Origin of the sequence: Acidaminococcus sp. (genome assembly GCF_050873445.1) — a bacterium.
Classification (GTDB): Bacteria; Bacillota; Negativicutes; order Acidaminococcales; family Acidaminococcaceae; genus Acidaminococcus.
The window spans coordinates 1-20,938 of the sequence record NZ_JBNMIU010000043.1 but is presented as its reverse complement, the minus strand read 5'-3'; the positions used below and the strand labels follow the sequence as shown (position 1 = coordinate 20,938).

Below are 20,938 nucleotides of genomic sequence, written 5' to 3'. Positions count from 1 at the left end.
ATAAGCCCCTCGAGTGAGGGGCTGCCAGGAAATGTAGTGCGGTTGGTAGCCTTTAAATCTAGGGCCTTAAGGCCGAGGCAGGTAACGCGGCTTATAGCCGCAGAGCAAACTACCCGTTATACGGGTAGTTTTGATTTGTGCAGGAGAAGCAAGGTAGGAAAGTAGGAAAACAAAAGCAGGAAAGAAGAGAAGAACGGGAGGAAACGAACATGATCGTTGTAATGAAGAAGGGTGCGCCCAGAGAAGAAAGCGAAAAACTGAAGAAGAGCCTGGAAGCCAGAGGTTTCACCATCCACGACAGCATCGGTGAAAACCAGGAAGTACTGGGCATTGTAGGGGATACCAGTGTACTGGATCCGGAAGATTTCATGGTCAACGAATGGGTGGAAAAGGCCATGCGGGTGCAGGAACCCTTCAAACGGGCCAACCGGATGTTTCATCCCGATGATTCCATCATCGACGTTAACGGCGTGAAGGTGGGGGGCAGGAAACTGGCAATCATTGCCGGCCCCTGCTCTGTGGAAGGTCAGGAGCAGATGGATACCATTGCCGCTTCCGTGAAAGCCAGCGGTGCCGGTATGCTCCGGGGCGGGGCCTTTAAACCCCGTACGTCTCCGTACTCTTTCCAGGGGCTTGGTGACAAGGGCCTGGATATGATCCGCAAGGCCGGCACAGCAAACCATCTGCCCATCGTGACGGAAATCATGAGTGCTGACAAAATCGATGAATTCGTGGAAAAGGTGGATCTGATCCAGGTGGGGGCACGGAACATGCAGAATTTCACCCTGCTGAAGGAACTGGGCAAGCTGAAAAAGCCCATCCTGCTGAAGCGGGGCATGTCTGCCACCATCGAAGAATGGCTTATGAGTGCGGAATACATCATGTCCGAGGGCAATGAGAACGTCATCCTGTGTGAACGGGGTATCCGTACTTTCGAGACCTATACCCGGAATACCCTGGACCTGTCCGCGGTACAGGCCGTGAAACGGCTGAGCCATCTGCCGGTGATTGTAGACCCCAGCCATGCTACGGGCAAGGCCTGGATGGTACCCACCATGAGCAAGGCGGCCATCGCTGCCGGGGCTGACGGCCTGATCATCGAAACCCACAACGATCCCAAGCACGCCTGGTGCGACGGGGCACAGAGCCTGTCCCTGCCGGAATTCGCCAAGCTGATGAGGGAACTGAAAGTACTGGCTCCGGCCGTAGGAAGGGAATTATAATGAAAAAACTGCAGGATACCGTTGTTGCCGTCATCGGACTGGGGCTGATCGGCGGTTCCTATGCCAAAGCCCTGAAAGCCCAGAAAGTGAAGCGGGTGATCGGGCTGGATCAGAATCACATCGTTTCTCTGATGGCGAAAGATGAAGGGTATGTGGATGAGCTGGCCGACGACAAGCCGGAACTGCTCCGGGAGGCGGATGTGATCATCTGCTGCATGTACCCCAGTGCCTTTGTGCCCTTTGTAAAGGACAACCGGCAGTATTTCAGGCCGGATGTACTGCTGACGGATGTCATGGGCATCAAGGGTTCTACCCCCGATGCAATCGATGCCCTGCTGGGACCGGACATGGACTTTGTGCCCACCCATCCCATGGCAGGCCGGGAAGGCAAGGGCTACAGCCAGAGTACTTCCCAGATCTTCCAGGGGGCCAATTTCATCCTGATCAAACGGGAAAACAACAAGCCGGAGCATGAACAGTGGCTGCGGGATATGGCCTATGAGCTGGGCTGTGCCCGGGTGGTGGAGCTGACCGTGGAAGAACACGACAGCATCATCGCCTACACCAGCGACCTGCCCCATGTGCTGGCGGTGTCCCTGATCAACAGCGATTCCATGCAGGAGAATACCAAGTATTTCGTGGCCGGTTCCTTCCGGGATGCCACCCGGGTTGCGGACATCAATGCCGCCCTGTGGAGCGACCTGTTCCTGCTGAACAAGGGACCGGTAATCGGAGAAATCAACAAAATGGAACAGCAGCTGGAGAAGTGGAAGAGTGCTCTCCAGCAGGAAGATGCAGATGAACTGGTGCGCATGATGGACCAGGCGAAAAAGAAAAGGAGGGACATGTTCTATGGAAAAAATCTTCGTTGATCTGGGGAAGAAATCCTACGATATCGAAATTGCGGTCCATTCCTTTCCGGAGATGGGCAAAAAAATCCGGGCGCTGTCCAGGGCTGAAAAAGCGGCCATCATCACGGACCATACCGTGGATGCCCTGTATGGGGAAAAACTCCAGCAGCAACTGGAAACCCAGGGGTTTACGGTGCGCCGGCTGGTGATGGCAGCCGGGGAGGATCACAAGAATCTGGAGACCTTCACCCGCCTGGTACGGGCCTGTGCCGATTTCGGCATGACCCGCAGCGACCTGGTGATTACCCTGGGAGGCGGCGTGCCCGGAGATCTGGGCGGTTTCGTGGCGGCCAGCTTTCTGCGGGGTGTGGCCTTCATCCAGGTGCCCACTACCCTGCTGGCCCAGATCGACAGCAGCGTGGGCGGCAAAGTGGCTGTGGACCTGCCCGAAGGCAAGAACCTGGTGGGTGCTTTTTACCAGCCCAAAGGCGTGCTCATGGATCCGGACCTGCTGCGCACCCTGGATCCCCGCTATCTCCATGACGGGCTGGCGGAAGTGATCAAGTGTGCCGCCTTCGGGGATCCTGAGCTGTTCGCAGCCCTGGAGCAGTGGAGCAGCGATGAGGACATCCTCCAGCATGTGACGGAGATCAGTGCTGCCTGCTGCCGGCTGAAGGTCAAGGTGGTGGAGGAGGACGAACGGGATGTAGGTGCCCGGATGGTCCTGAATTTTGGCCACACCATCGGCCATGCGGTGGAACGGTACTATCATTATGAAAAATATACCCACGGGGAAGGGGTGGCCATCGGCATGGTGCGCCTGACCCGGAATACGGAAAAACTGGGGCTGACGAAGCCGGGGACGGCGGAACGCATCCAGCGCCTGCTGGCACGGTATCACATCCCAACGGAAGATCCCATTCCCGATGCCGCCGTTTTGGAAGGCATCCAGATGGACAAGAAGAAAAGAGGCAGCCAGATTACCCTGGTGATCGTACCGGAAATCGGGAAGAGCCTGCTGAAAAAAGTGGCCTTCGCTGATCTGGAACCCTATGTGAAAGGATGAAAGCATGACTACGTTACGCATTGAACCGGCTTCTCTCACAGGAACGATCCGGGTCCCCTCCTCCAAGAGCATGGGGCACCGGGACCTGATCTGCGCCGCTCTGGCTCAGGGCAGGAGCCAGGTGGAACAGGTAAGTGTCAGCAGGGATATCCTGGCTACCTGTGAATGCCTGCGCCAGCTGGGCGCCCTGATCAGCCCTCTGGAAGAGGAAGGGGGGCGGACCGGCTTTGTGGTAGAAGGCGGACGGCCCCGTCAGACAGGCAGCCTGCTGGACTGTGGAGAATCCGGGTCCACTCTGCGTTTCCTGATTCCGCTGGCAGCCCTCAGCGGAGAGAGATTCACCTTTACCGGTTCCGGCAAACTGGGCAGCCGGCCCCTGGATCCCTACGAAGCCATCTTTGAAAAACAGGGCCTGGCGTTCCAGAAGGGCGGCATGGAGGAGAATTTCCCTCTGGTGGTGCAGGGTCCGCTGCAACCCGGCCATTTTACCCTGCCGGGGGATGTGAGCAGCCAGTTCATCAGCGGTCTGCTGTTTGCCCTGCCCCTGCTGCCGGGGGATTCCACCCTGGAAATCACCGGCAGGCTGGAAAGCCAGAGCTATATCGCTCTGACCCTGTCCGCCCTGCAGAAGTACGGCATCACCATCGAGCATGAAGATTTCCGCAAATATATGATTCCCGGGAATCAGCAGTACCAGCCCCGTACCGGGGCCGTGGAAGGAGATTACTCCCAGGCGGCGTTCTGGCTGACGGCAGGCATGCTGGGCCGGAGCATCGGCCTTCTGGGCATGGATCCTGATTCCCTCCAGGGGGATAAGGCCATCATTCCCATCCTGCAGCGGATGGGCGGTCAGGTAGTCTTCGAGAAAGGCGCCCTCATAAGCCGCCCGGCCATTTCCCTGGGTACCACCATCGATGCGGCGGACTGCCCGGACATCATTCCGGTGCTTACCGTGGCAGCGGCGCTCAGCCAGGGCCACACGGAGATCATCCATGCGGAACGGCTGCGGCTGAAGGAATGTGACCGTCTGAAGGCCATGACCACCGAGCTGAATAAGCTGGGGGCCCGTATCACAGAAAAACCGGACGGTCTTTCCATCGACGGGGTGGAAGAGCTGAACGGGGGCATCGTGGACTGCTGGAATGATCATCGCATTGCCATGAGCCTGGCAGTGGCCAGCATCCAGTGCCGGGAGCCTTTGACCCTGGTGGGCGCCGAATGTGTTTCCAAATCCTATCCGGAATTCTGGCAGGATTTCAAGACCTTAGGAGGACAGTATGAGCAGTGTAATGGGTGAGCGGATCAAGCTGACCATATTCGGAGAATCCCATGGGTCCTCCATCGGAGTGGTCATGGACGGACTGCCGGCCGGCGTGGAGCTGGATCTGGCGGCCATCGAGAAAGAAATGAAACGGCGGGCACCGGGCAGCAGCAAACTGGCCACACCCCGGAAGGAAACGGACAGCTTCACCATCGAAAGCGGGTTCTTCAACGGGAAGACCACGGGTATGGCCCTGTGCGCCCGGATCGTGAACACCAATGCCCATTCCAGAGATTACAACAAGATGAAGGAAATCATGCGGCCGGGCCATGGGGATTATCCGGGCTATGTAAAATTCCATGGCTGCAACGATTACCGGGGCGGCGGCAGTTTTTCCGGCCGCCTTACGGCACCTCTGGTATTTGCCGGAGCTGTGGCCAAGCAGTTGCTGGCGGAAAAAGGCGTAACAGTGGGAGCCCATGTGGCAGCGCTGGCCGCCATCAGGGACAAGCGGTTCGATCCTCTGGGAGAAACTGCTGAGACCCTGCGTTCCATGGCGGAACAGACCCTGCCGGTGCTCGATCCGGAAGTGCGGGACGAAATGGCCCGGGCGGTGACGGATGCCCAGAAGGAAAAGGATTCCGTGGGCGGACTGATCGAATGTATGGCCATCGGTCTTCCTGCAGGGCTGGGCGAACCTTATTTCGACTCTGTGGAAAGCCGGCTGAGCCATGCCCTGTTCTCTGTGCCGGCGGTAAAGGGAATCGCCTTTGGAGACGGCTTCGGTCTGGCTGGGATGCAGGGCAGTGAAGCCAACGACCCCATGGAGTACCGGGATGGGAACGTGGTGTGTACTACCAACCACAACGGCGGCGTTACCGGCGGCATCACCAACGGCATGCCCCTGGTGTTCACCCTGGTGATCAAGCCCACGCCTTCTATCGGCAAGACCCAGCATACGGTGAACGTGGTGACCCATGAAGATACCACCCTGGAAGTCACTGGCCGGCATGATCCCTGCATCCTGCCCCGGGCCATCCCGGTGGTGGAGGCTGTGACGGCCTGGACCCTGCTGGATCTGTTCTATATGGCGGAACGGGGGTAGGCATATGACACAGGAAATCATCCCCGTAGGGTATCAGGGGGTGCCGGGGGCTTACAGCCACCTGGCACTGCAGCAGTATTTCGAGGGAAAATTGGTCCGGGCTCAGAACTTCATGATCTTTGAAGATGTGGTGGCGGCGGTCATGGACGGTACGGTCCGGTATGGCGTGCTGCCCATCGAGAACTCCTCCACCGGGGGCATCACCGAGGTGTACGACCATGTGCGCCGGTACGGAGCCTTTATCGTGGGTGAGAAAATCGTGAAGGTGGAACACTGCCTGCTGGGCCTGCCCGGGGCGAAAATGGAGGATATCACGGAAGTGTACTCTCATCCCCAGGGCTTTTCCCAGTGCCGGGATTTCTTTAAGAAGCATCCGGCCATGCGGCAGTTCAATTATTACAATACGGCTAAGGCTGCGGAAATGGTGGCTGAAAAGAAGGAACTCCACAAAGCGGCTGTAGCCGGAGCCCAGGCGGCGGAGCAATATGGTCTGGCCATCCTGGCCCGGGGCATCAATACCAATCAGAGCAATTACACCCGGTTCATCATCATCAGCCGGCAGCAGGAACTGGCCCCGGATGCGGACAAGATTACCTTGATCGTCAGTTTGAAGCATCAGCCCGGATCCCTGTACCGGGTGCTGTCCCATTTCGCCCGGTACCAGATCAACATGACCAACATCGAATCCCGGCCCATCCCCGGCCAGCCCTGGGAATATTATTTTCATATAGACATTACCGGCCATCTGACGGATGAACCCGTGCAGAAGGCACTGGTCGATCTGCCGGAAGATACTACGGAATGCAAGATCCTGGGGAACTACCGGGCCGACCATGGAAAGGAAGCCAGATCATGAAATTCGGATTGTTAGGACGGGTCCTGGGGCACAGCCTGTCGCCCCAGATCCATGAAGCCATTTTCCGGACCCTGGGCAGGGGGGACATTTATACCCTGCTGGAACGGGAACCGGACCAGGTGGCAGCTTTTATCCAGGAAAACGGAGAGGGGCTCACAGGCAGCAATGTGACCATCCCCTATAAAGAAAAAGTAATCCCCTATTTGAAAAGCGTCGCACCGGAGGCAGAAAAAATCGGGGCAGTGAATACCCTGTTTTTCACGCCGGAAGGAGTGAAGGGCTACAATACGGACTATCTGGGCTTCGACCGGATGCTCCAGGCGGCGGGGATTTCCCTTGACGGGAAGACCGTGACTGTGCTGGGCAACGGAGGAGCGGCCAAGGCCGTACTTCAGGTGGTAACCGACCGGAAGGCGAAGACCATCCAGATTTTGTCCCGGCACCCGGAACAGGCGAACGAGAGCCTGCGGCACTTCCTGGCCCAGCGTCCGGATGCCCAGGTGCGGCTCTATGCCGATGCGGAACCCGGCAGCCAGGTGATCATCAACACCACGCCGGTGGGTATGTTCCCCAAAGTGGGGGTGAGCCCGGTACCAGCGGCTTTTACGGCGGGCTGCGAAGCGGCGGTGGACATCATCTACAATCCCAGGGAGACCCAGTTCCTGGCCGATGCCCGGAAAAGCGGGGCGAAAACCTGCAACGGGCTGTACATGCTGGTGGCCCAGGCTGTGGCCTCGGAAGAAATCTGGCAGCAGAAAGAACTGGATCCGGAGCTGATCCCGGAAATCATGAAACAACTGGAGGATTCATTCCATGGCTAATATTGTACTCATCGGCATGCCCGGGGCAGGGAAGACCACCATCGGGAAGAAACTCAGCGAGGTACTGGGCCGGCCCGTCATCGATGCGGATGATGTGGTGGAACAGCAGACCGGGCGCACCATCAAGAGCCTGTTCCAGGAAGGGGAGGATGTGTTCCGGAGTGCAGAAACGGAAGCCATCCGCACCCTGGCTGCCAGGGACGGCATCATCATCTCCTGCGGGGGCGGAGTGGTGAAGCGCCCGGAGAACATAGCATGCCTGCAGGAAACAGGGAAGATCTTCTTTCTGAACCGGGAACTGGCAGCCATTGCCGGGTGTGTGGACAAAACCAGCCGGCCCCTGCTGAATTCTGCAGAAGACCGGCTGACCCAATTATATAAGGAACGGATGCCCCTGTACCTGAAATATTGTGACTATGCCATTCCTGTGGACGAAGATTTCGATAAGACGACACAATATATGGTCAATCTGATCCATAAACTGGGAATCTGAATCTCATCCAATGCCGGCGTTCAGCCGGTTTCTTCTGGCTCATTGTCTGTAACCCAAAAACGGGAGTGTGATTTTCACGCTCCCGTTTTTTCGATATATACGCTGGTGCTGGGGTAGGCGGCGCTGGTGCCTGTTTCTTCCAGCAGCTTCAGCAGTTCCAGATTGATCTTTTCCTTGCTTTTCATGTATTTGTCATAGCTGGTGTGCCGGCAGTAGCACACGATGCTGATGTCGAGGCTGCTGGCGCCCATGTTGGCGAAGGCCACCGTGATGCCGTCATCCAGGATGTCCGGATCGGCCTTCAGATAGGCGGTGATCTTTTCCACCAGGGCCTGCAGCTGCTGCCGGGTGGCGTCATAGGTGACCCCCAGTGTCATTTCCAGCCGCCGCATATCCCGGTTGGTGAAATTCTGGATGGGGGTGCTGATAATCAGGGAATTGGGGATGTACACCAGGGCCTGGGTAAAGGTCCGCACGTTGGTGCTGCGGAAGGAGATGGATTCAACGATGCCTTCGATGTTGTTGCAGATGATCCAGTCGCCCACGTGGAAGGGCTGATCCATGAGGATCACCAGACAGGCGAAGATGTTGGCCAGGGAATCCTTGGCCGCCAGGGAAACAGCCAGGCCGCCGATGGACAGACCGGCAATGAACCCGCTGATGTTGAATCCCCAGGTACTGAGTACTGTGGCTACGGCGAAGAAGATGATCAGGGCGTGGAAAAAGGAGGAGAACAGGCTGCCGATGGCCGGATCCAGTTTCCTGCCGGCTTTGGTGAAGAAATGGTTGAAGATCACGTTGGTGGTGGAGCTGAAGTTGTACAGGATCCAGTAGAAGGCAATCACCAGGCAGGATGCCATCAGGTTGGAGACGAAAGCAGTGGCAACCAGACGCTCAAGAGGCGAACTGGCCAGGGCCGTGTAGCCGCCGAATACCACGATGGCCATACGGCCGGGGCGGTACAGGGCCGCGGCAATGTCCTCGTCTGCGTCAAAGGGCAGCTTATCTAGGATGAACCGGATCATCCGGATGCTGACGATCCGGAACCCGATATAGAACAGGATAGTAACGGCCAGGATGGACAGAGCCGGCAGCCAGGCCAGAAAATCATTGTAGAGGGTCATGGGAAATACTCCTTTATTCTTCAGCCAGCATCAGCTGGTTTCCGTCTTTTTGCTGGTTTCCATTGTACCATTCCTGCTACAGGGGGTGCAAGAATATGGTATAATAAAACAAGTTTGTAAATTCGTTTGAGGGGGAAATGGGAATGTCTTTACGCACAGATGCGGAAACAATCATGCACAGCGCTATCCAGGCTTCACTGCCGGACGCGGCTGTAGCCAAGGCATTGGAACATAAGGAATTCGGCAAGGGGAAGATCGTGGTGGTGGCTATCGGCAAGGCAGCCTGGCAAATGGCCAGGACGGCTGTGGGCATCCTGGACGGCCGGATTTCGGCAGGCATCGTGATCACGAAATACGGGCACAGCAAAGGGGAACTGGCACCTCTGGAAATCTGGGAAGCCGGGCACCCTGTGCCTGACGAGAACTCTCTAAAAGCTACCCAGCGGGCCATCGACCTGGTGAAAGATCTGGGAGCCGATGATACAGTACTGTTTCTGATCAGCGGCGGCGGTTCCGCTCTGTTCGAAAAGCCGCTGATTTCTCTGAAGGAACTCCAGAGCATCACATCGGATCTGCTTGCCAGCGGGGCAGACATCGTGTCCATGAATACAGTGCGGAAACGTCTGAGCAGCGTGAAGGGCGGCAAGTTCGCCAAACTGTGCGCTCCGGCCAAAGTCTATGCCATCGTCCTCAGCGATATCATCGGTGACCCGCTGGATATGATCGCCTCCGGACCGGCTTATCCGGACTCCTCCACCTGTGAGGAAGCTTTGGAAGTCATCCGCAAATACAAGATCATGCTGCCGGAGGATGCGGAAAAAGCCCTGCGGGAGGAAACTCCGAAGCAGCTGGAGAATGTGGAAACTGTGATCACAGGCAGCGTGACGGAACTGGCGGCAGCCGGGCAGAAGGCGGCAGAAAGCATGGGCTATGAAACGATGCTCCTGACCACCAGCCTGAACTGCCAGGCCAAGGAAGCCGGGAATTTCCTGGCGGCCATTGGGCGGCAGTATGCCCACAGCGGCAGGAAGCTGGCCGTACTGGCCGGCGGCGAAACGGTGGTGCACCTCCACGGCCGGGGCAAGGGCGGACGGAACCAGGAAATCGCCCTGGCGGCGGCTGACGGCATTGCCGGGCTGAAGAATGCGGCCGTATTTTCCTTTGGCAGTGACGGCACCGATGGACCCACGGATGCGGCCGGAGGCTTTGCCGACGGGACCACGAAGGAGAATCTGGCCAAAATGGGCGTGGGGATCTCTGACGTGCTGGATCAGAACGATGCCTATCATGCCCTGGAAAAGACGGGGGGCCTGCTCATCACCGGCGCCACTGGGACCAATGTGAATGATCTGAGTGTGCTGCTGATTGAAAAATAAGGAAAGAAAGCCATTGGCTATGGACAGGAGCAAAGGGACTGTACGATGCGACAGCCCCTTTCTTTTTCCACATAATGCAACAATTTATCGTTCATATGAAAAAATAAAAACAAATTGTTGATAAAAATGTGAAATAAGAGTATGATGAGAGCGTACATAAATTTTTACTTAGGGGAGTGGTCATCACGGATAAAGAAGAACTGAAACAAAAAGTATTTGCCATGATCGATGCATCGGAGCCTGAACTGCGGGCTTATGCGGAGGATGTGGCTTCGGAACCGGAATATGGTTTCAAGGAATTCAAGACTTCTGAAAAACTGGCGGCCCAGTTCGACAAACTGGGGATTCCCTATCGCAAGGGCATGGCCATCACTGCCGTGAAGGGCATATTAAAGGGCGGCAAACCCGGTCCTACCGTGGCTGTGCTGGGCGAACTGGATGCCATCGGCTGTCCGGATCATCCCAAAGCAGACCCGGATACGGGCGCAGCCCACGCCTGCGGCCACCATATGCAGCAGTCTTCCATGCTGGCAGCTGCCTACGGTCTGGCCAAGACCGGTGTGATGAAGGAACTGTGCGGCAACGTGGTGTTTTTCGGGGTGCCGGCGGAAGAATACATCCAGCTGGCTTACCGGAAAAAGCTGCGCAAAGAGGGCAAGCTCCATTTCCTGTGCGGCAAGAGCGAGCTGATCTACGAAGGGGAATTCGATGACATCGATATGGCCATGATGATCCATTCCCGGAAAAAGTCTCCGGAACCGCTGGTGGCTGTGGGCTCCAGCAGCAACGGGTTCATCGGCAAGACCATCCAGTATGTAGGGAAGAGCGCCCATGCGGCTGATGCTCCGGATCAGGGCATCAACGCACTGAATGCCGCCATGCTGGGAATCATGGGCATCAATGCCCTGAGGGAAACCTTCCGGGACCAGGATTCCGTCCGGGTCCATCCCATTATCACCAAGGGCGGCGATCTGGTGAACAACGTACCGGATGACGTGCGGATCGAAACCTATGTACGGGCCAAGACCATGGAAGCCATCGACAGTACCAACGCCAAGGTGGATGCGGCCCTGAAAGCCGGCGGTATGGCCATCGGTGCCAAGGTGAACATCGATACCCTGCCCGGGGAACTGCCGCTCATCTGCAACAGAGAAATGAACGACCTGTTCGTGGCCAATGCCAGGGATGCCTTCCCCGGCGTGAAGATCACCGATGCAGGCCACTTCAGTGCTTCTACGGACATGGGGGATGTATCCCATCTGATGCCTGCCATCCATCCCTTCATCGGCGGCGTGGACGGTTTGCTCCATGGCCCTGATTTCAAGGTGGTGGATTTCAAGTCCGCCGCTCTGATGCCGGGCAAAGCCTTTGCCGGTATGATCATCGACCTGCTCAGCGATGACGCCAAAGAAGCAGAGGGCATCCTGAAAGAATTCAAACCAGCCCTGACCAAGGAGCAGTATATCGCCAAGCTGGACGGTTATTTTAACGAGGAGGAGCCATGATTAACTGGAAACTGCATATCACGGCCATGGCCCTGGTGGTCATCGCTGAACTGATCGGAACGAAATCCTTCAATCTGGGACCGGGGAAAGTGGTTTTCGTCCCCATGCTGTACGCCCTGATCCTGGGTATCCTGACCACTCCCAACTTCTTTAAGATTACGAAACAGAAAGAAATGGAAGATGCCGGTTCCTTGGTGGGCGTCACGCTGATGCTGCTCATGGCCCGGTACGGCACGATGGTGGGACCCACCCTGCCCAAGATCATCAGTGCCAGCCCGGCCCTGGTCCTGCAGGAATTCGGCAACCTGGGCACGGTGTTCCTGGGCGTTCCCCTGGCCGTAGCTTTCGGACTGAAACGGGAGACCATCGGTGCGGGCCATTCTATCGCCCGTGAACCCAATGTGGCCCTGATCGGCGAACGGTATGGCCTGGACAGCCCGGAAGGCCGGGGTGTCATGAGCGTGTACATTGCCGGTACCGTGTGCGGCACCGTGTTCTTCGGCATCATGGCTTCCTTCCTGGCAGCCCTGAAGATCTTCCATCCCTATTCTCTGGCCATGGCTTCCGGGGTGGGGAGCGCCAGCATGATGTCCGCTTCCCTGGGGACTCTGACTGTCATGTATCCGGAAATGGCTGATCAGATGGCAGCTTTCGCTACCGCTTCCAACATGCTGTCCGGTCTGGACGGGGTGTATATGGCTGTGTTCCTGGCCCTGCCATTGACGGAATGGCTCTATAAGAAATGCTGCATCATTAAATACGGCCATGTGCTGACCAAGGAGGAGGAAGGAAAATGAAAAGCTATACATTGCCTGAAACAACGCTGATCCTGGTGATCACCGCCATCCTTTCTCTGGTGGCCAATGCCCTGTCCAGCAACATCCCCTTTCTGGAGGCTGTGCCCGGCATGGTCATCCTGATCCTGATTTCCCTGGCCGGCATCATCGCTGCCCGGGTCATCCCCGGAAAGATCCCGGCGGTGGCTTATATCACTACATTGGGCTGCATCCTGACTTTCCCCGGGTTCCCCGGTTCGGAAGTCGTCAATATGTATATGAAAAAAGTCGGCTTCCTGTCTCTGTGTACGCCCATCCTGGCTTACGCCGGTATTTCCATCGGTAAGGAAATGGATGCCTTCAAGAAGACCGGCTGGAGGATCGTGGTCCTGGCCTGTGTAATCTTCGTAGGTACCTACCTGGGTTCTGCCGTCATTGCCGAAGCGATTTTAAGGGCTCTTGGCCAAATCTAAAGGAAAAGCAAAAGAGGTGGTGTGAAAAAAATCATTCACACCACCTCTTTTCTTTTTTAACCACTAAGAAGGGGATGCCGGCCAGGCACCCCCTTCTTTTTACTGATTATTCTTTTTTGCCTTGACTTCGTCCATGTACTCGTTCATGATCTTTACAGCACAGTAGTCGCCGCACATGGAGCAGTATTCTTCGCTGCTCTTGTTCTTGGCGGCACGGATCTGACGGGCTCTTTCAGGATCGATGGCCAGGTTCAGCTGTTTTTCCCAATCCAGCACTTTCCGGGCTTTGGCCATGGCCAGGTCCTGAGCAACGGCAGAGGGGAGACCCTTGGCCACGTCGGCAGCATGACCGGCGATCCGGGCAGAGATGACGCCTTCCTTCACATCGTCGATGTCGGGCAGGCCCAGGTGTTCGGCAGGAGTCACGTAGCACAGGAAGTTGGCACCGGAGACGGCAGCCAGGGTACCGCCGATGGCGGAAGTGATATGGTCATAGCCAGGAGCGATATCGGTGACCAGGGGCCCCAGCACATAGAAGGGAGCACCGTGGCAGAGCCGTTTCTGCAGCTGCATGTTGGTGGCAATCTGGTTGTAGGGTACGTGGCCGGGGCCTTCTACCATGACCTGTACACCTTTGGCCCAGGCCCGCTGGGTCAGTTCGCCCAGGTTCAGCAGTTCCTGGATCTGGGTCCGGTCAGTGGCATCGGCCAGGCAGCCGGGCCGGCAGCCGTCGCCCAGGCTGATGGTCACATCGTACTTGGCGCAGATGTCTACGATTTCATCATAGAATTCATAGAAGGGGTTTTCCTTGCCGTTGTGCAGCATCCATCCGGAGATGAAGGAACCGCCCCGGCTGACGATGTCCATGACACGGCCTTCGTTGATCAGGTTGTGCAGGCACTGGCGGGTCAGGCCGCAGTGCATGGTCATAAAGTCGGCACCGTCCTTGGCCTGCTTTTCCACAGTGGCCAGGATGTCGTCCTTGTCCATTTCCGTAACCTTGCCATGGGCCTTGATGGCCTGTACAGTAGCCTGGTAGATGGGTACGGTCCCTACCATGATGGTAGAATGTGCGATGGTGGCCCGGCGGGAGGCATCGATGTTGTTGCCGGTGGAAAGATCCATGACGGCATCAGCGCCGGCGTCGATGGCAGCCTGCAGTTTTTTCAGTTCCGGTTCCGGATCCGGAAAAGCGGAAGAGGTACCGATGTTGGCGTTCACCTTGGTGGACAGGCCTTCACCTACGCCCCGGGGAACCAGGTTCTTATGGTTGATGTTGGCAGGGATGCAGATGGTGCCCTTGGCGATACCATCCCGGATGAATTCCGGCGTTACACCTTCCTGTTTGGCTACGGCCGCCATCTGGTCCGTAATGATTCCTTTCAATGCCGCTTGTCTCTGGGTCATCATAATGAAAAAATTCCTCCTTTTACACATGCAAAAAACCGCTTCCTAATAATTAATTAGGAAAGCGGTTTTGAAAACAAACCTACCACTTTCCTTCGTCGGTATTAGCCGAATCAGGTTCAAAGGGTCGACCGTCAGGTCTCTCAGCGAGCGCGCCCCTAGTGATTTGTATTTCAACTTTAACAAAAAACGCGGCAGAATGCAATAGGATTTTGAAAAACAGCAGTCTGTCAGCGGTTCGCAAATATGTTAGACAATTCACAATAAATTGTCTACAAATAAGAAAAAATTTATTTGAGATTCTGTTCAATTTGATATATAATGATAGGCGACTAGGGGGACTATGGAAGTCTTACTATCGTAGTCAGTATCTCTTAGAAAGAGGGGCTTTTGAAAATGAAAAAAATGAAGACAATGGATGGCAACACCGCGGCCGCATATACTTCTTATGCGTTCACGGAAGTTGCGGCGATCTACCCGATCACTCCTTCTTCTCCGATGGCAGAAGTCAGTGATGAATGGGCTTCTCATGGCAAGAAGAACATTTTCGGTCGTCCGGTACAAATCATGGAAATGCAATCCGAAGCAGGTGCTTCCGGTGCTGTGCACGGTTCCCTGGCTTCCGGTGCTCTGACCACGACTTACACTGCATCTCAGGGCTTGCTGCTGATGATCCCGAACATGTACAAAATCGCTGGTGAACTGCTGCCCGCAGTTTTCGACGTAGCTGCCCGTTGCGTTGCTACCAGCTCTCTGAACATCTTCGGTGACCACAGTGACGTGATGGCAACCCGTCAAACCGGTTTTGCCATGCTGGCAGAAAGCGGCGTTCAGGAAGTTATGGACCTGACTGCTGTTGCTCATCTGTCCGCCATCAAAGGCCATGTGCCTTTCGTGAACTTCTTCGATGGGTTCCGTACTTCTCACGAAATCCAGAAGATCGAACTGCTGGACTATGAAGATCTGAAAAAACTGGTTGACTACGATGAACTGAAAAAATTCCGTGAACATGCGCTGAACCCGGATCATCCTGTAATCCGTGGTACCAACCAAAACCCGGATATTGACTTCCAGACCCGTGAAGCCGTCAACAAATATTATCTGGCTCTGCCGGAAATCGTTGAAGGCTACATGAAAGAAATCAGCAAACTGACTGGCCGTGACTACAAACTGTTCAACTACACCGGTGCTCCCGATGCAGAAAACGTGGTTGTCATCATGGGCAGCGGCGCACAGACCGTTGAAGAAGTTGTAAAGATCCTGGTAGGCCAGGGCGAAAAAGTCGGTGTCCTGAACGTTCACCTGTATCGTCCGTTCTCCGCTAAACACTTCTTCGAAGCAATGCCTAAGACCGTAAAACGCATTGCTGTTATGGACCGTACCAAGGAACCGGGTTCCAATGGCGAACCTCTGTACCTGGATGTCCGTGACCTCTACTACAACAAGGCTGACCGGCCTCTGATCGTTGGCGGCCGTTATGGTCTGGGTTCCAAGGAATTCTATCCTGGCGACGTTCTGGCTATCTTCGATAACCTGAAAGCTGCTGAACCGAAAGATCACTTCACCGTTGGTATCGTTGACGATGTGACCAACACCTCCCTGCCGAAAGAAAAGACTCTGGATATCACTCCGAAAGGCACTGTATCCTGCAAGTTCTGGGGCCTGGGTTCTGATGGTACCGTTGGCGCCAACAAGATGGCCATCAAGATCATCGGCGATAAGACTGACAAATACGCTCAGGGCTACTTCGCTTATGACTCCAAGAAATCCGGCGGTATCACCGTATCCCATCTGCGTTTCGGCGACACTCCGATCCATATGCCGTTCCTGATCAACTTCGCTGACTATGTAGCTGTACACAATCCTTCTTATGTACATCGTTACAACGTAGCCAACGGCCTGAAAAAAGGCGGCGTATTCCTGCTGAACTGCCCGTGGAGCGGCGAAGAACTGGAAAAAGAACTGCCTGGTCAATTGAAGAAATACCTGGCTGTGAACAACATCCAATTCTACACCATTGACGCTGTGAAGATCGCTTCCAGCATTGGCCTGGGCGGCCGTATCAACATGATCATGCAGGCTGCATTCTTCAAACTGGCTAACGTAATCCCTGTTGAAGATGCTGTGAAATACCTGAAAGAATCCATCGTCACTTCCTATGGCAAGAAAGGCCAGAAGGTTGTTGACATGAACAATGCCGCTGTGGATCAGGGCGTAAACGCCATCGTTAAGGTTGACGTTCCTGCTTCCTGGGCTGACTGCGGATATGAACCGCTGTACAAGAAGAACGGTGACGACTTCTACGACAACATCATGATCCCGATGACGGAACAGGAAGGCGACAGCCTGCCGGTATCCGCTCTGATGGGTCAGGTAGATGGTACCTTCCCGTCCGGTACTGCTGCTTTTGAAAAACGTGGTATTGCCATCAACGTTCCTGAATGGAACATTGAAAACTGCATCCAGTGCAACCAGTGCGCTATCATGTGCCCGCATGCAGCTATCCGTCCGTTCCTGCTGACTGACGAAGAACTGAAGAACGCTCCGGAAGGCCTGCAGGCCAAACCGGCTCTGGGTGCAAAAGGCCTGAACTTCTGCATCACCGTAAGCCCGATGGACTGCCAAGGCTGCTCCAACTGCGTGGATGCCTGCCCGGGCATGAAAGGCAACAAGGCTCTGGCCATGAAACCTTTCGCTACTCAGGAAGGCCGCGCTCCGATCTGGGATTACTGCGTGAAGAAGGTTGCTCCGAAAGCCAACCCCATGAGCACTGCTACCGTCAAGGGTTCCCAGTTCGAACAACCGCTGCTGGAATTCTCCGGTGCCTGCGCTGGCTGCGGCGAAACTCCGTATGCCAAACTGGTAACTCAGCTGGTAGGCGATCGTATGATGATTGCCAACGCTACGGGCTGCTCCTCCATTTGGGCTGCTGCTGCTCCTTCCATGCCGTATACCACCAACCACAAGGGCCATGGTCCTGCTTGGGCTAACTCCCTGTTCGAAGACAACGCTGAATACGGTCTGGGCATGTACCTGGGCGTAAAAGCTGTCCGCGATCGTCTGGTTGATGAAATGAAGGCTGCTGAAGCTGTTGCTTCCGACGACCTGAAGGCTGCTATGGAAGACTGGATCGCCAACAAAGACGAAGGCGAAGGCTCTCGTGCCCGCGCTGAAAAACTGGTTGAACTGCTGGAAGCTGAAAAAGCCGGCAAACCGGAACTGGAAAAACTGTATGAAGATAAACAGTTCTTCGTGAAACGTTCTCAGTGGATCTTCGGCGGCGACGGCTGGTCCTATGATATCGGTTACGGCGGTGTTGACCACGTACTGGCCTCCGGCGACGATGTAAACATCATGGTATTCGATACCGAAGTTTACTCCAACACCGGCGGACAATCCTCCAAATCTACTCCTGAAGCTGCTGTTGCTCAATTCGCTGCTTCCGGTAAGAGAACCAAGAAGAAGGATCTGGGCATGATGGCCATGACCTATGGTTATGTCTATGTTGCTCAAATCAACCTGGGTGCCGACAAGAACCAGGCTCTGAAAGCCATCAGAGAAGCAGAAGCTTATCATGGTCCTTCCCTGATCATCTGCTACTCTCCTTGCATCAACCATGGTATCAAGAGAGGCATGAACCACTCCTTCATGGAAGCCAAGGCTGCTGTTGACTGCGGTTACTGGTCCTGCTTCCGGTACAACCCGACCCTGAAGAAGGAAGGCAAGAAGTCCTTCTTCCTGGATAGCACCAAGACTCCGAACTTCGATGAATTCGAAAACTTCCTGAAGGGCGAAGTACGGTATGCATCCCTGGCTAAGGGCTTCCCTGACATTGCAGAAGACCTGTATGCCAAGACCAAGAAAGACGCTCAAGATCGTCTGGCTGGTTATGTGAAACTGGACGCTGAAGACTAATCCTCCTCGGCTTTGAGTTCCGTAACGGGGCTGTCGAAAGACAGTCCCGTTATTTTTATGTTTTTTTGGAAAATCCGGAACAGCTTTTGTAAAAAGTGTTCAGAATGTTGCATGTATCGCTTTTTTACTGGTGCAACGGAAATAGATGTGGTAAAATTTAAAAGTATACATATTCTCTTTGTCTATAATTGAAAAGAATTTATAGCGCTATTCGCGGAGGAGATCATCTTGGTTCAGCTTTTCATGTTTTTAGGCGGCATCTCACTTTTCCTGTACGGCATGCAGCTCATGGGCGACGGCCTGCAGCAGGCAGCCGGTGCCAGACTTCAGAAAATCCTGGGGCAGCTTACCAAAAAGACCATCTATGGGGTGGCTTTGGGGGCAGGGGTTACCGCTGTACTCCAGTCTTCCAGTGCTACTACGGTGATGACCGTAGGCCTGGTCAACGCCGGGTTGATGAACCTGGAACAGGCGTTCGGCATCGTCATGGGGGCTAATATCGGGACTACCATGACTGCCCAGCTGATTGCCTTCAATCTGACCGACTACATCACCCTGATCATCGCCCTCGGTTTCGTCATGCAGGTCGTCTGCAAGAGACGGACCCTGAAGAAACTGGGTTGTGTACTCCTGGGCTTTGGTATCCTGATGCTGGGCATGAGCATGATGAGCAACTCGGTGATTCCGCTGCGGAGCGATCCCCGGATTGTGGAGTATCTGAGCCGGTTCTCCAGCCATCCCGTCCTGGGCCTGATTACCGGTCTGTGCATGACCCTGGTCATCCAATCCTCCTCTGCTACCATTGGTATCTTGATGGCCATGGCCAGCCAGGGACTGATTCCCCTGGAGGGGGCCATCCCGGTGATCATGGGCGATAACATCGGTACCTGCATCACGGCCGTCATTGCAACCCTGCAGAGCGGCTTGAATGCCAAGCGGGTGGCCTGCTCCCATGTGATGTTCAACCTGTGCGGCAGCATCATCGCCCTGTGCCTGCTGCCTTTCTTTATTGAACTCATCCGGTACATCTCTCCGGCAGGCAGCATCAGCCGGCAGATCGCCAATGCCCACACCGTCTTCAATCTGGTGAACACCTGTATCTTCCTGCCCCTGGCACCGTACTTCACCCGGTTCATCAAGAAAATCATGCCTGGGGAAGAAAACGAGATTTCCTACCAGCCCAAATACCTGGACAAAAATGTGCTGGGTACGCCGGCTGTGGCCCTGGGCCTGGCTACCAAAGAAGTGGTGCGCATGGGCAGCCTTGCCTTGGAAAACATCCAGAAATCGTTCCATTGTGTGGATGATTATAATAAAAAAGATGTGGAATTCATCCTGGAGCACGAGCCAGTAATCGACAGCCTGGAAGAGGCCATTACCGTGTACCTGACCAAGATGAGCGAAAAGAATATGACCAAGGAGATGAGCAATCTGCATACGGGTCTGCTCCATGCCTGCAATGACATCGAACGGATCGGGGACCATGCAGAGATCATCGCCAAACGGGTACGCAATATGCATGAAGACGGTACCACATTCTCTCCGGAAGCCAATCGGGAAATGAAGGAACTGGAAGTGCTGGTGGTGGAAGCCGCATCCAAGGCTCTGAAAGCCATGGAACTGGAAGACAAGGACCTGGCACGGGAATCCCTGGACTTCTCCCATCAGGTGAAGATCAAGCAGAAAGCCATGCGGAAGAGCCACGTGGAACGGCTGAACGAGGGCATCTGTACGCCGGAAACCGGTTTCGTCATGCTGGAACTGCTCATCAACATGAAGCGGGTCAGCGATCACAGCAAAAACATTTCTCAGCTGGTACTGGGAGACTTTTAAGCTCTTTTCCATTTTATGGAGGTGCGGACCAATGAAAATCACCGTCTATCTGGGAGCTAACCCGGGGAATAGGCCCTGTTATGCCCGTTATGCGTATGGACTGGGCCAGTGGATCGGCCGGCATGGCCACACCCTGGTTTATGGAGGCAGCCGTACCGGCCTCATGGGACAGCTGGCTGACGGCGTACTGGATGCCGGAAGCCGGGTCATCGGGGTGGAACCCCGGTTCTTCGTAGAAAAAGAACTGCAGCACGAAAGGATCCAGGAGCTGATCGTCACGGAGACCATGGCCCAGCGCAAACAGAAAATGATGGAACTGGGGGACGTGTTCCTGGCTTTCCCCGGGGGTATCGGTACCCTGGAGGAGATCAGCGAAGTTATGAGCCAGGCCAAACTGGGATTTTTGCAAAAGCCTTTTGCCTTCTTGGATTTCGAAGGATATTACCAGCCCTTGAAGGTTCTGCTGGAAAAAATGGCAGAAGAAGGATTTGTGTGGAAAGAATGGGTGGAAAAGGTTCCATTCCTGGCTGACATCCCTGCTGTTGAAAAATTTATCCTTGACACGCTGCCAAAACTGTAATATACTGAATAAGTAAGTTCGATGCGGAAGTAGCTCAGTGGTAGAGCATCACCTTGCCAAGGTGGGGGTCGCGAGTTCGAATCTCGTTTTCCGCTCCATTTGAATGTTGACGCTGTCACCTGGTGACAGCGTTTTTCTTGTCGGGTTTGAAAACCCCACGCTATGCGTGGGGTTCTGGAAAGCTTTTAGCTATACCAAAAAATCCTCCTTTGGTAAAATGAAGATGGCTACCAACCACTTCATTTTGAAAGGAGGATATCCTGAATGGATATT

General features: G+C 55.1%; 17 protein-coding genes, 1 tRNA gene and 1 riboswitch. Of the genes, 16 read left to right on the top strand and 2 right to left on the bottom strand.

All coding sequences use genetic code 11. The features are described 5' to 3' along the window. Nucleotides 1-209 precede the first annotated feature (209 nt). Genes aroF through ACR0QW_RS08055 form a run of 8 tightly spaced genes read left to right on the top strand, consistent with a single transcriptional unit; the run spans nt 210 to nt 7,676 of the window. On the top strand, nt 210-1,223 hold the full coding sequence (gene aroF / locus ACR0QW_RS08090) for a 3-deoxy-7-phosphoheptulonate synthase (protein ID WP_432643184.1): 1,014 nt from the start codon (nt 210-212) through the stop codon (nt 1,221-1,223). Further along, the gene (locus tag ACR0QW_RS08085; protein WP_432643183.1) at nt 1,223-2,095 is read left to right on the top strand and encodes a prephenate dehydrogenase; all 873 of its coding nucleotides are present in this window, start codon (nt 1,223-1,225) and stop codon (nt 2,093-2,095) included. The genes aroF and ACR0QW_RS08085 overlap by 1 nt, the downstream gene beginning before the upstream one ends. Continuing rightward, the gene (gene aroB / locus ACR0QW_RS08080; RefSeq protein ID WP_432643182.1) at nt 2,076-3,140 is read left to right on the top strand and encodes a 3-dehydroquinate synthase; all 1,065 of its coding nucleotides are present in this window, start codon (nt 2,076-2,078) and stop codon (nt 3,138-3,140) included. Before ACR0QW_RS08085 ends, aroB begins: the two co-directional genes overlap by 20 nt. Nucleotides 3,141-3,144: 4 nt before the next feature. Next, entirely contained in the window at nt 3,145-4,437 is a 1,293-nt protein-coding gene (gene aroA, locus ACR0QW_RS08075) for a 3-phosphoshikimate 1-carboxyvinyltransferase (RefSeq protein ID WP_432643181.1), read from the top strand. Further along, nucleotides 4,418-5,506, top strand: coding sequence for a chorismate synthase (gene aroC / locus ACR0QW_RS08070; RefSeq protein ID WP_432643180.1), 1,089 nt, complete (start codon nt 4,418-4,420; stop codon nt 5,504-5,506). The genes aroA and aroC overlap by 20 nt, the downstream gene beginning before the upstream one ends. Before the next feature lie 4 nt (nt 5,507-5,510). Further along, nucleotides 5,511-6,362 (top strand): prephenate dehydratase, encoded by an 852-nt coding sequence (pheA, locus tag ACR0QW_RS08065; protein WP_432643179.1) that lies wholly within the window; start codon nt 5,511-5,513, stop codon nt 6,360-6,362. Beyond that, nucleotides 6,359-7,183 (top strand): shikimate dehydrogenase family protein, encoded by an 825-nt coding sequence (locus ACR0QW_RS08060; protein WP_432643178.1) that lies wholly within the window; start codon nt 6,359-6,361, stop codon nt 7,181-7,183. Before pheA ends, ACR0QW_RS08060 begins: the two co-directional genes overlap by 4 nt. After that, nucleotides 7,176-7,676 (top strand): shikimate kinase, encoded by a 501-nt coding sequence (locus ACR0QW_RS08055; RefSeq protein ID WP_432643177.1) that lies wholly within the window; start codon nt 7,176-7,178, stop codon nt 7,674-7,676. Before ACR0QW_RS08060 ends, ACR0QW_RS08055 begins: the two co-directional genes overlap by 8 nt. Before the next feature lie 74 nt (nt 7,677-7,750). On the opposite strand, the gene ACR0QW_RS08050 is transcribed toward ACR0QW_RS08055, so the two are convergent. Further along, nucleotides 7,751-8,800, bottom strand: a complete 1,050-nt coding sequence (locus tag ACR0QW_RS08050; RefSeq protein WP_432643176.1) for a mechanosensitive ion channel family protein — start codon at nt 8,798-8,800, stop codon at nt 7,751-7,753. Nucleotides 8,801-8,943: 143 nt separating this feature from the next. Here ACR0QW_RS08050 and ACR0QW_RS08045 point away from each other — a divergent pair, with 143 nt between their 5' ends. From ACR0QW_RS08045 to ACR0QW_RS08030, 4 genes are all read left to right on the top strand, one after another. Continuing rightward, on the top strand, nt 8,944-10,176 hold the full coding sequence (locus tag ACR0QW_RS08045; RefSeq protein WP_432643175.1) for a glycerate kinase type-2 family protein: 1,233 nt from the start codon (nt 8,944-8,946) through the stop codon (nt 10,174-10,176). A gap of 176 nt (nt 10,177-10,352) precedes the next feature. Beyond that, complete coding sequence (locus tag ACR0QW_RS08040) at nt 10,353-11,681, top strand: amidohydrolase (RefSeq protein ID WP_432643174.1); 1,329 nt, start codon at nt 10,353-10,355, stop codon at nt 11,679-11,681. After that, on the top strand, nt 11,678-12,478 hold the full coding sequence (locus ACR0QW_RS08035) for a DUF3100 domain-containing protein (protein ID WP_432643173.1): 801 nt from the start codon (nt 11,678-11,680) through the stop codon (nt 12,476-12,478). Before ACR0QW_RS08040 ends, ACR0QW_RS08035 begins: the two co-directional genes overlap by 4 nt. Beyond that, the gene (locus ACR0QW_RS08030; RefSeq protein WP_432643172.1) at nt 12,475-12,930 is read left to right on the top strand and encodes a DUF340 domain-containing protein; all 456 of its coding nucleotides are present in this window, start codon (nt 12,475-12,477) and stop codon (nt 12,928-12,930) included. The genes ACR0QW_RS08035 and ACR0QW_RS08030 overlap by 4 nt, the downstream gene beginning before the upstream one ends. A gap of 99 nt (nt 12,931-13,029) precedes the next feature. On the opposite strand, the gene thiC is transcribed toward ACR0QW_RS08030, so the two are convergent. Next, nucleotides 13,030-14,340 (bottom strand): phosphomethylpyrimidine synthase ThiC, encoded by a 1,311-nt coding sequence (gene thiC, locus ACR0QW_RS08025; protein ID WP_432643171.1) that lies wholly within the window; start codon nt 14,338-14,340, stop codon nt 13,030-13,032. A 70-nt stretch (nt 14,341-14,410) separates the two neighbouring features. Continuing rightward, nucleotides 14,411-14,507: riboswitch (TPP riboswitch) on the bottom strand. Nucleotides 14,508-14,733: 226 nt separating this feature from the next. Between thiC and nifJ the strand changes: the two genes are divergently transcribed. The 4 genes from nifJ to ACR0QW_RS08005 all read left to right on the top strand — a co-directional run bounded on the left by nifJ (nt 14,734) and on the right by ACR0QW_RS08005 (nt 20,763). Next, complete coding sequence (gene nifJ / locus ACR0QW_RS08020; protein WP_432643170.1) at nt 14,734-18,252, top strand: pyruvate:ferredoxin (flavodoxin) oxidoreductase; 3,519 nt, start codon at nt 14,734-14,736, stop codon at nt 18,250-18,252. Between the two features lie 228 nt (nt 18,253-18,480). Next, entirely contained in the window at nt 18,481-20,085 is a 1,605-nt protein-coding gene (locus tag ACR0QW_RS08015; protein ID WP_432643169.1) for a Na/Pi cotransporter family protein, read from the top strand. A gap of 31 nt (nt 20,086-20,116) precedes the next feature. Next, on the top strand, nt 20,117-20,665 hold the full coding sequence (locus ACR0QW_RS08010; protein ID WP_432643168.1) for a TIGR00730 family Rossman fold protein: 549 nt from the start codon (nt 20,117-20,119) through the stop codon (nt 20,663-20,665). 23 nt (nt 20,666-20,688) lie between these two features. After that, nucleotides 20,689-20,763: transfer RNA gene (locus ACR0QW_RS08005), tRNA-Gly, on the top strand. The last annotated feature ends 175 nt before the right edge of the window (nt 20,764-20,938 follow it).

Bases quoted from the DNA above. Each gene is read 5' to 3' on its own strand.
- ACR0QW_RS08030 (WP_432643172.1), top strand. From the start codon at position 12,475: ATGAAAAGCTATACATTGCCTGAAACAACGCTGATCCTGGTGATCACC.
- ACR0QW_RS08060 (WP_432643178.1), top strand. From the start codon at position 6,359: ATGAAATTCGGATTGTTAGGACGGGTCCTGGGGCACAGCCTGTCGCCC.
- aroC (WP_432643180.1), top strand. From the start codon at position 4,418: ATGAGCAGTGTAATGGGTGAGCGGATCAAGCTGACCATATTCGGAGAA.
- thiC (WP_432643171.1), bottom strand. From the start codon at position 14,340: ATGATGACCCAGAGACAAGCGGCATTGAAAGGAATCATTACGGACCAG.
- ACR0QW_RS08010 (WP_432643168.1), top strand. From the start codon at position 20,117: ATGAAAATCACCGTCTATCTGGGAGCTAACCCGGGGAATAGGCCCTGT.
- ACR0QW_RS08045 (WP_432643175.1), top strand. From the start codon at position 8,944: ATGTCTTTACGCACAGATGCGGAAACAATCATGCACAGCGCTATCCAG.
- aroB (WP_432643182.1), top strand. From the start codon at position 2,076: ATGGAAAAAATCTTCGTTGATCTGGGGAAGAAATCCTACGATATCGAA.
- aroA (WP_432643181.1), top strand. From the start codon at position 3,145: ATGACTACGTTACGCATTGAACCGGCTTCTCTCACAGGAACGATCCGG.
- pheA (WP_432643179.1), top strand. From the start codon at position 5,511: ATGACACAGGAAATCATCCCCGTAGGGTATCAGGGGGTGCCGGGGGCT.
- aroF (WP_432643184.1), top strand. From the start codon at position 210: ATGATCGTTGTAATGAAGAAGGGTGCGCCCAGAGAAGAAAGCGAAAAA.
- ACR0QW_RS08035 (WP_432643173.1), top strand. From the start codon at position 11,678: ATGATTAACTGGAAACTGCATATCACGGCCATGGCCCTGGTGGTCATC.
- ACR0QW_RS08055 (WP_432643177.1), top strand. From the start codon at position 7,176: ATGGCTAATATTGTACTCATCGGCATGCCCGGGGCAGGGAAGACCACC.
- ACR0QW_RS08050 (WP_432643176.1), bottom strand. From the start codon at position 8,800: ATGACCCTCTACAATGATTTTCTGGCCTGGCTGCCGGCTCTGTCCATC.
- nifJ (WP_432643170.1), top strand. From the start codon at position 14,734: ATGAAAAAAATGAAGACAATGGATGGCAACACCGCGGCCGCATATACT.
- ACR0QW_RS08085 (WP_432643183.1), top strand. From the start codon at position 1,223: ATGAAAAAACTGCAGGATACCGTTGTTGCCGTCATCGGACTGGGGCTG.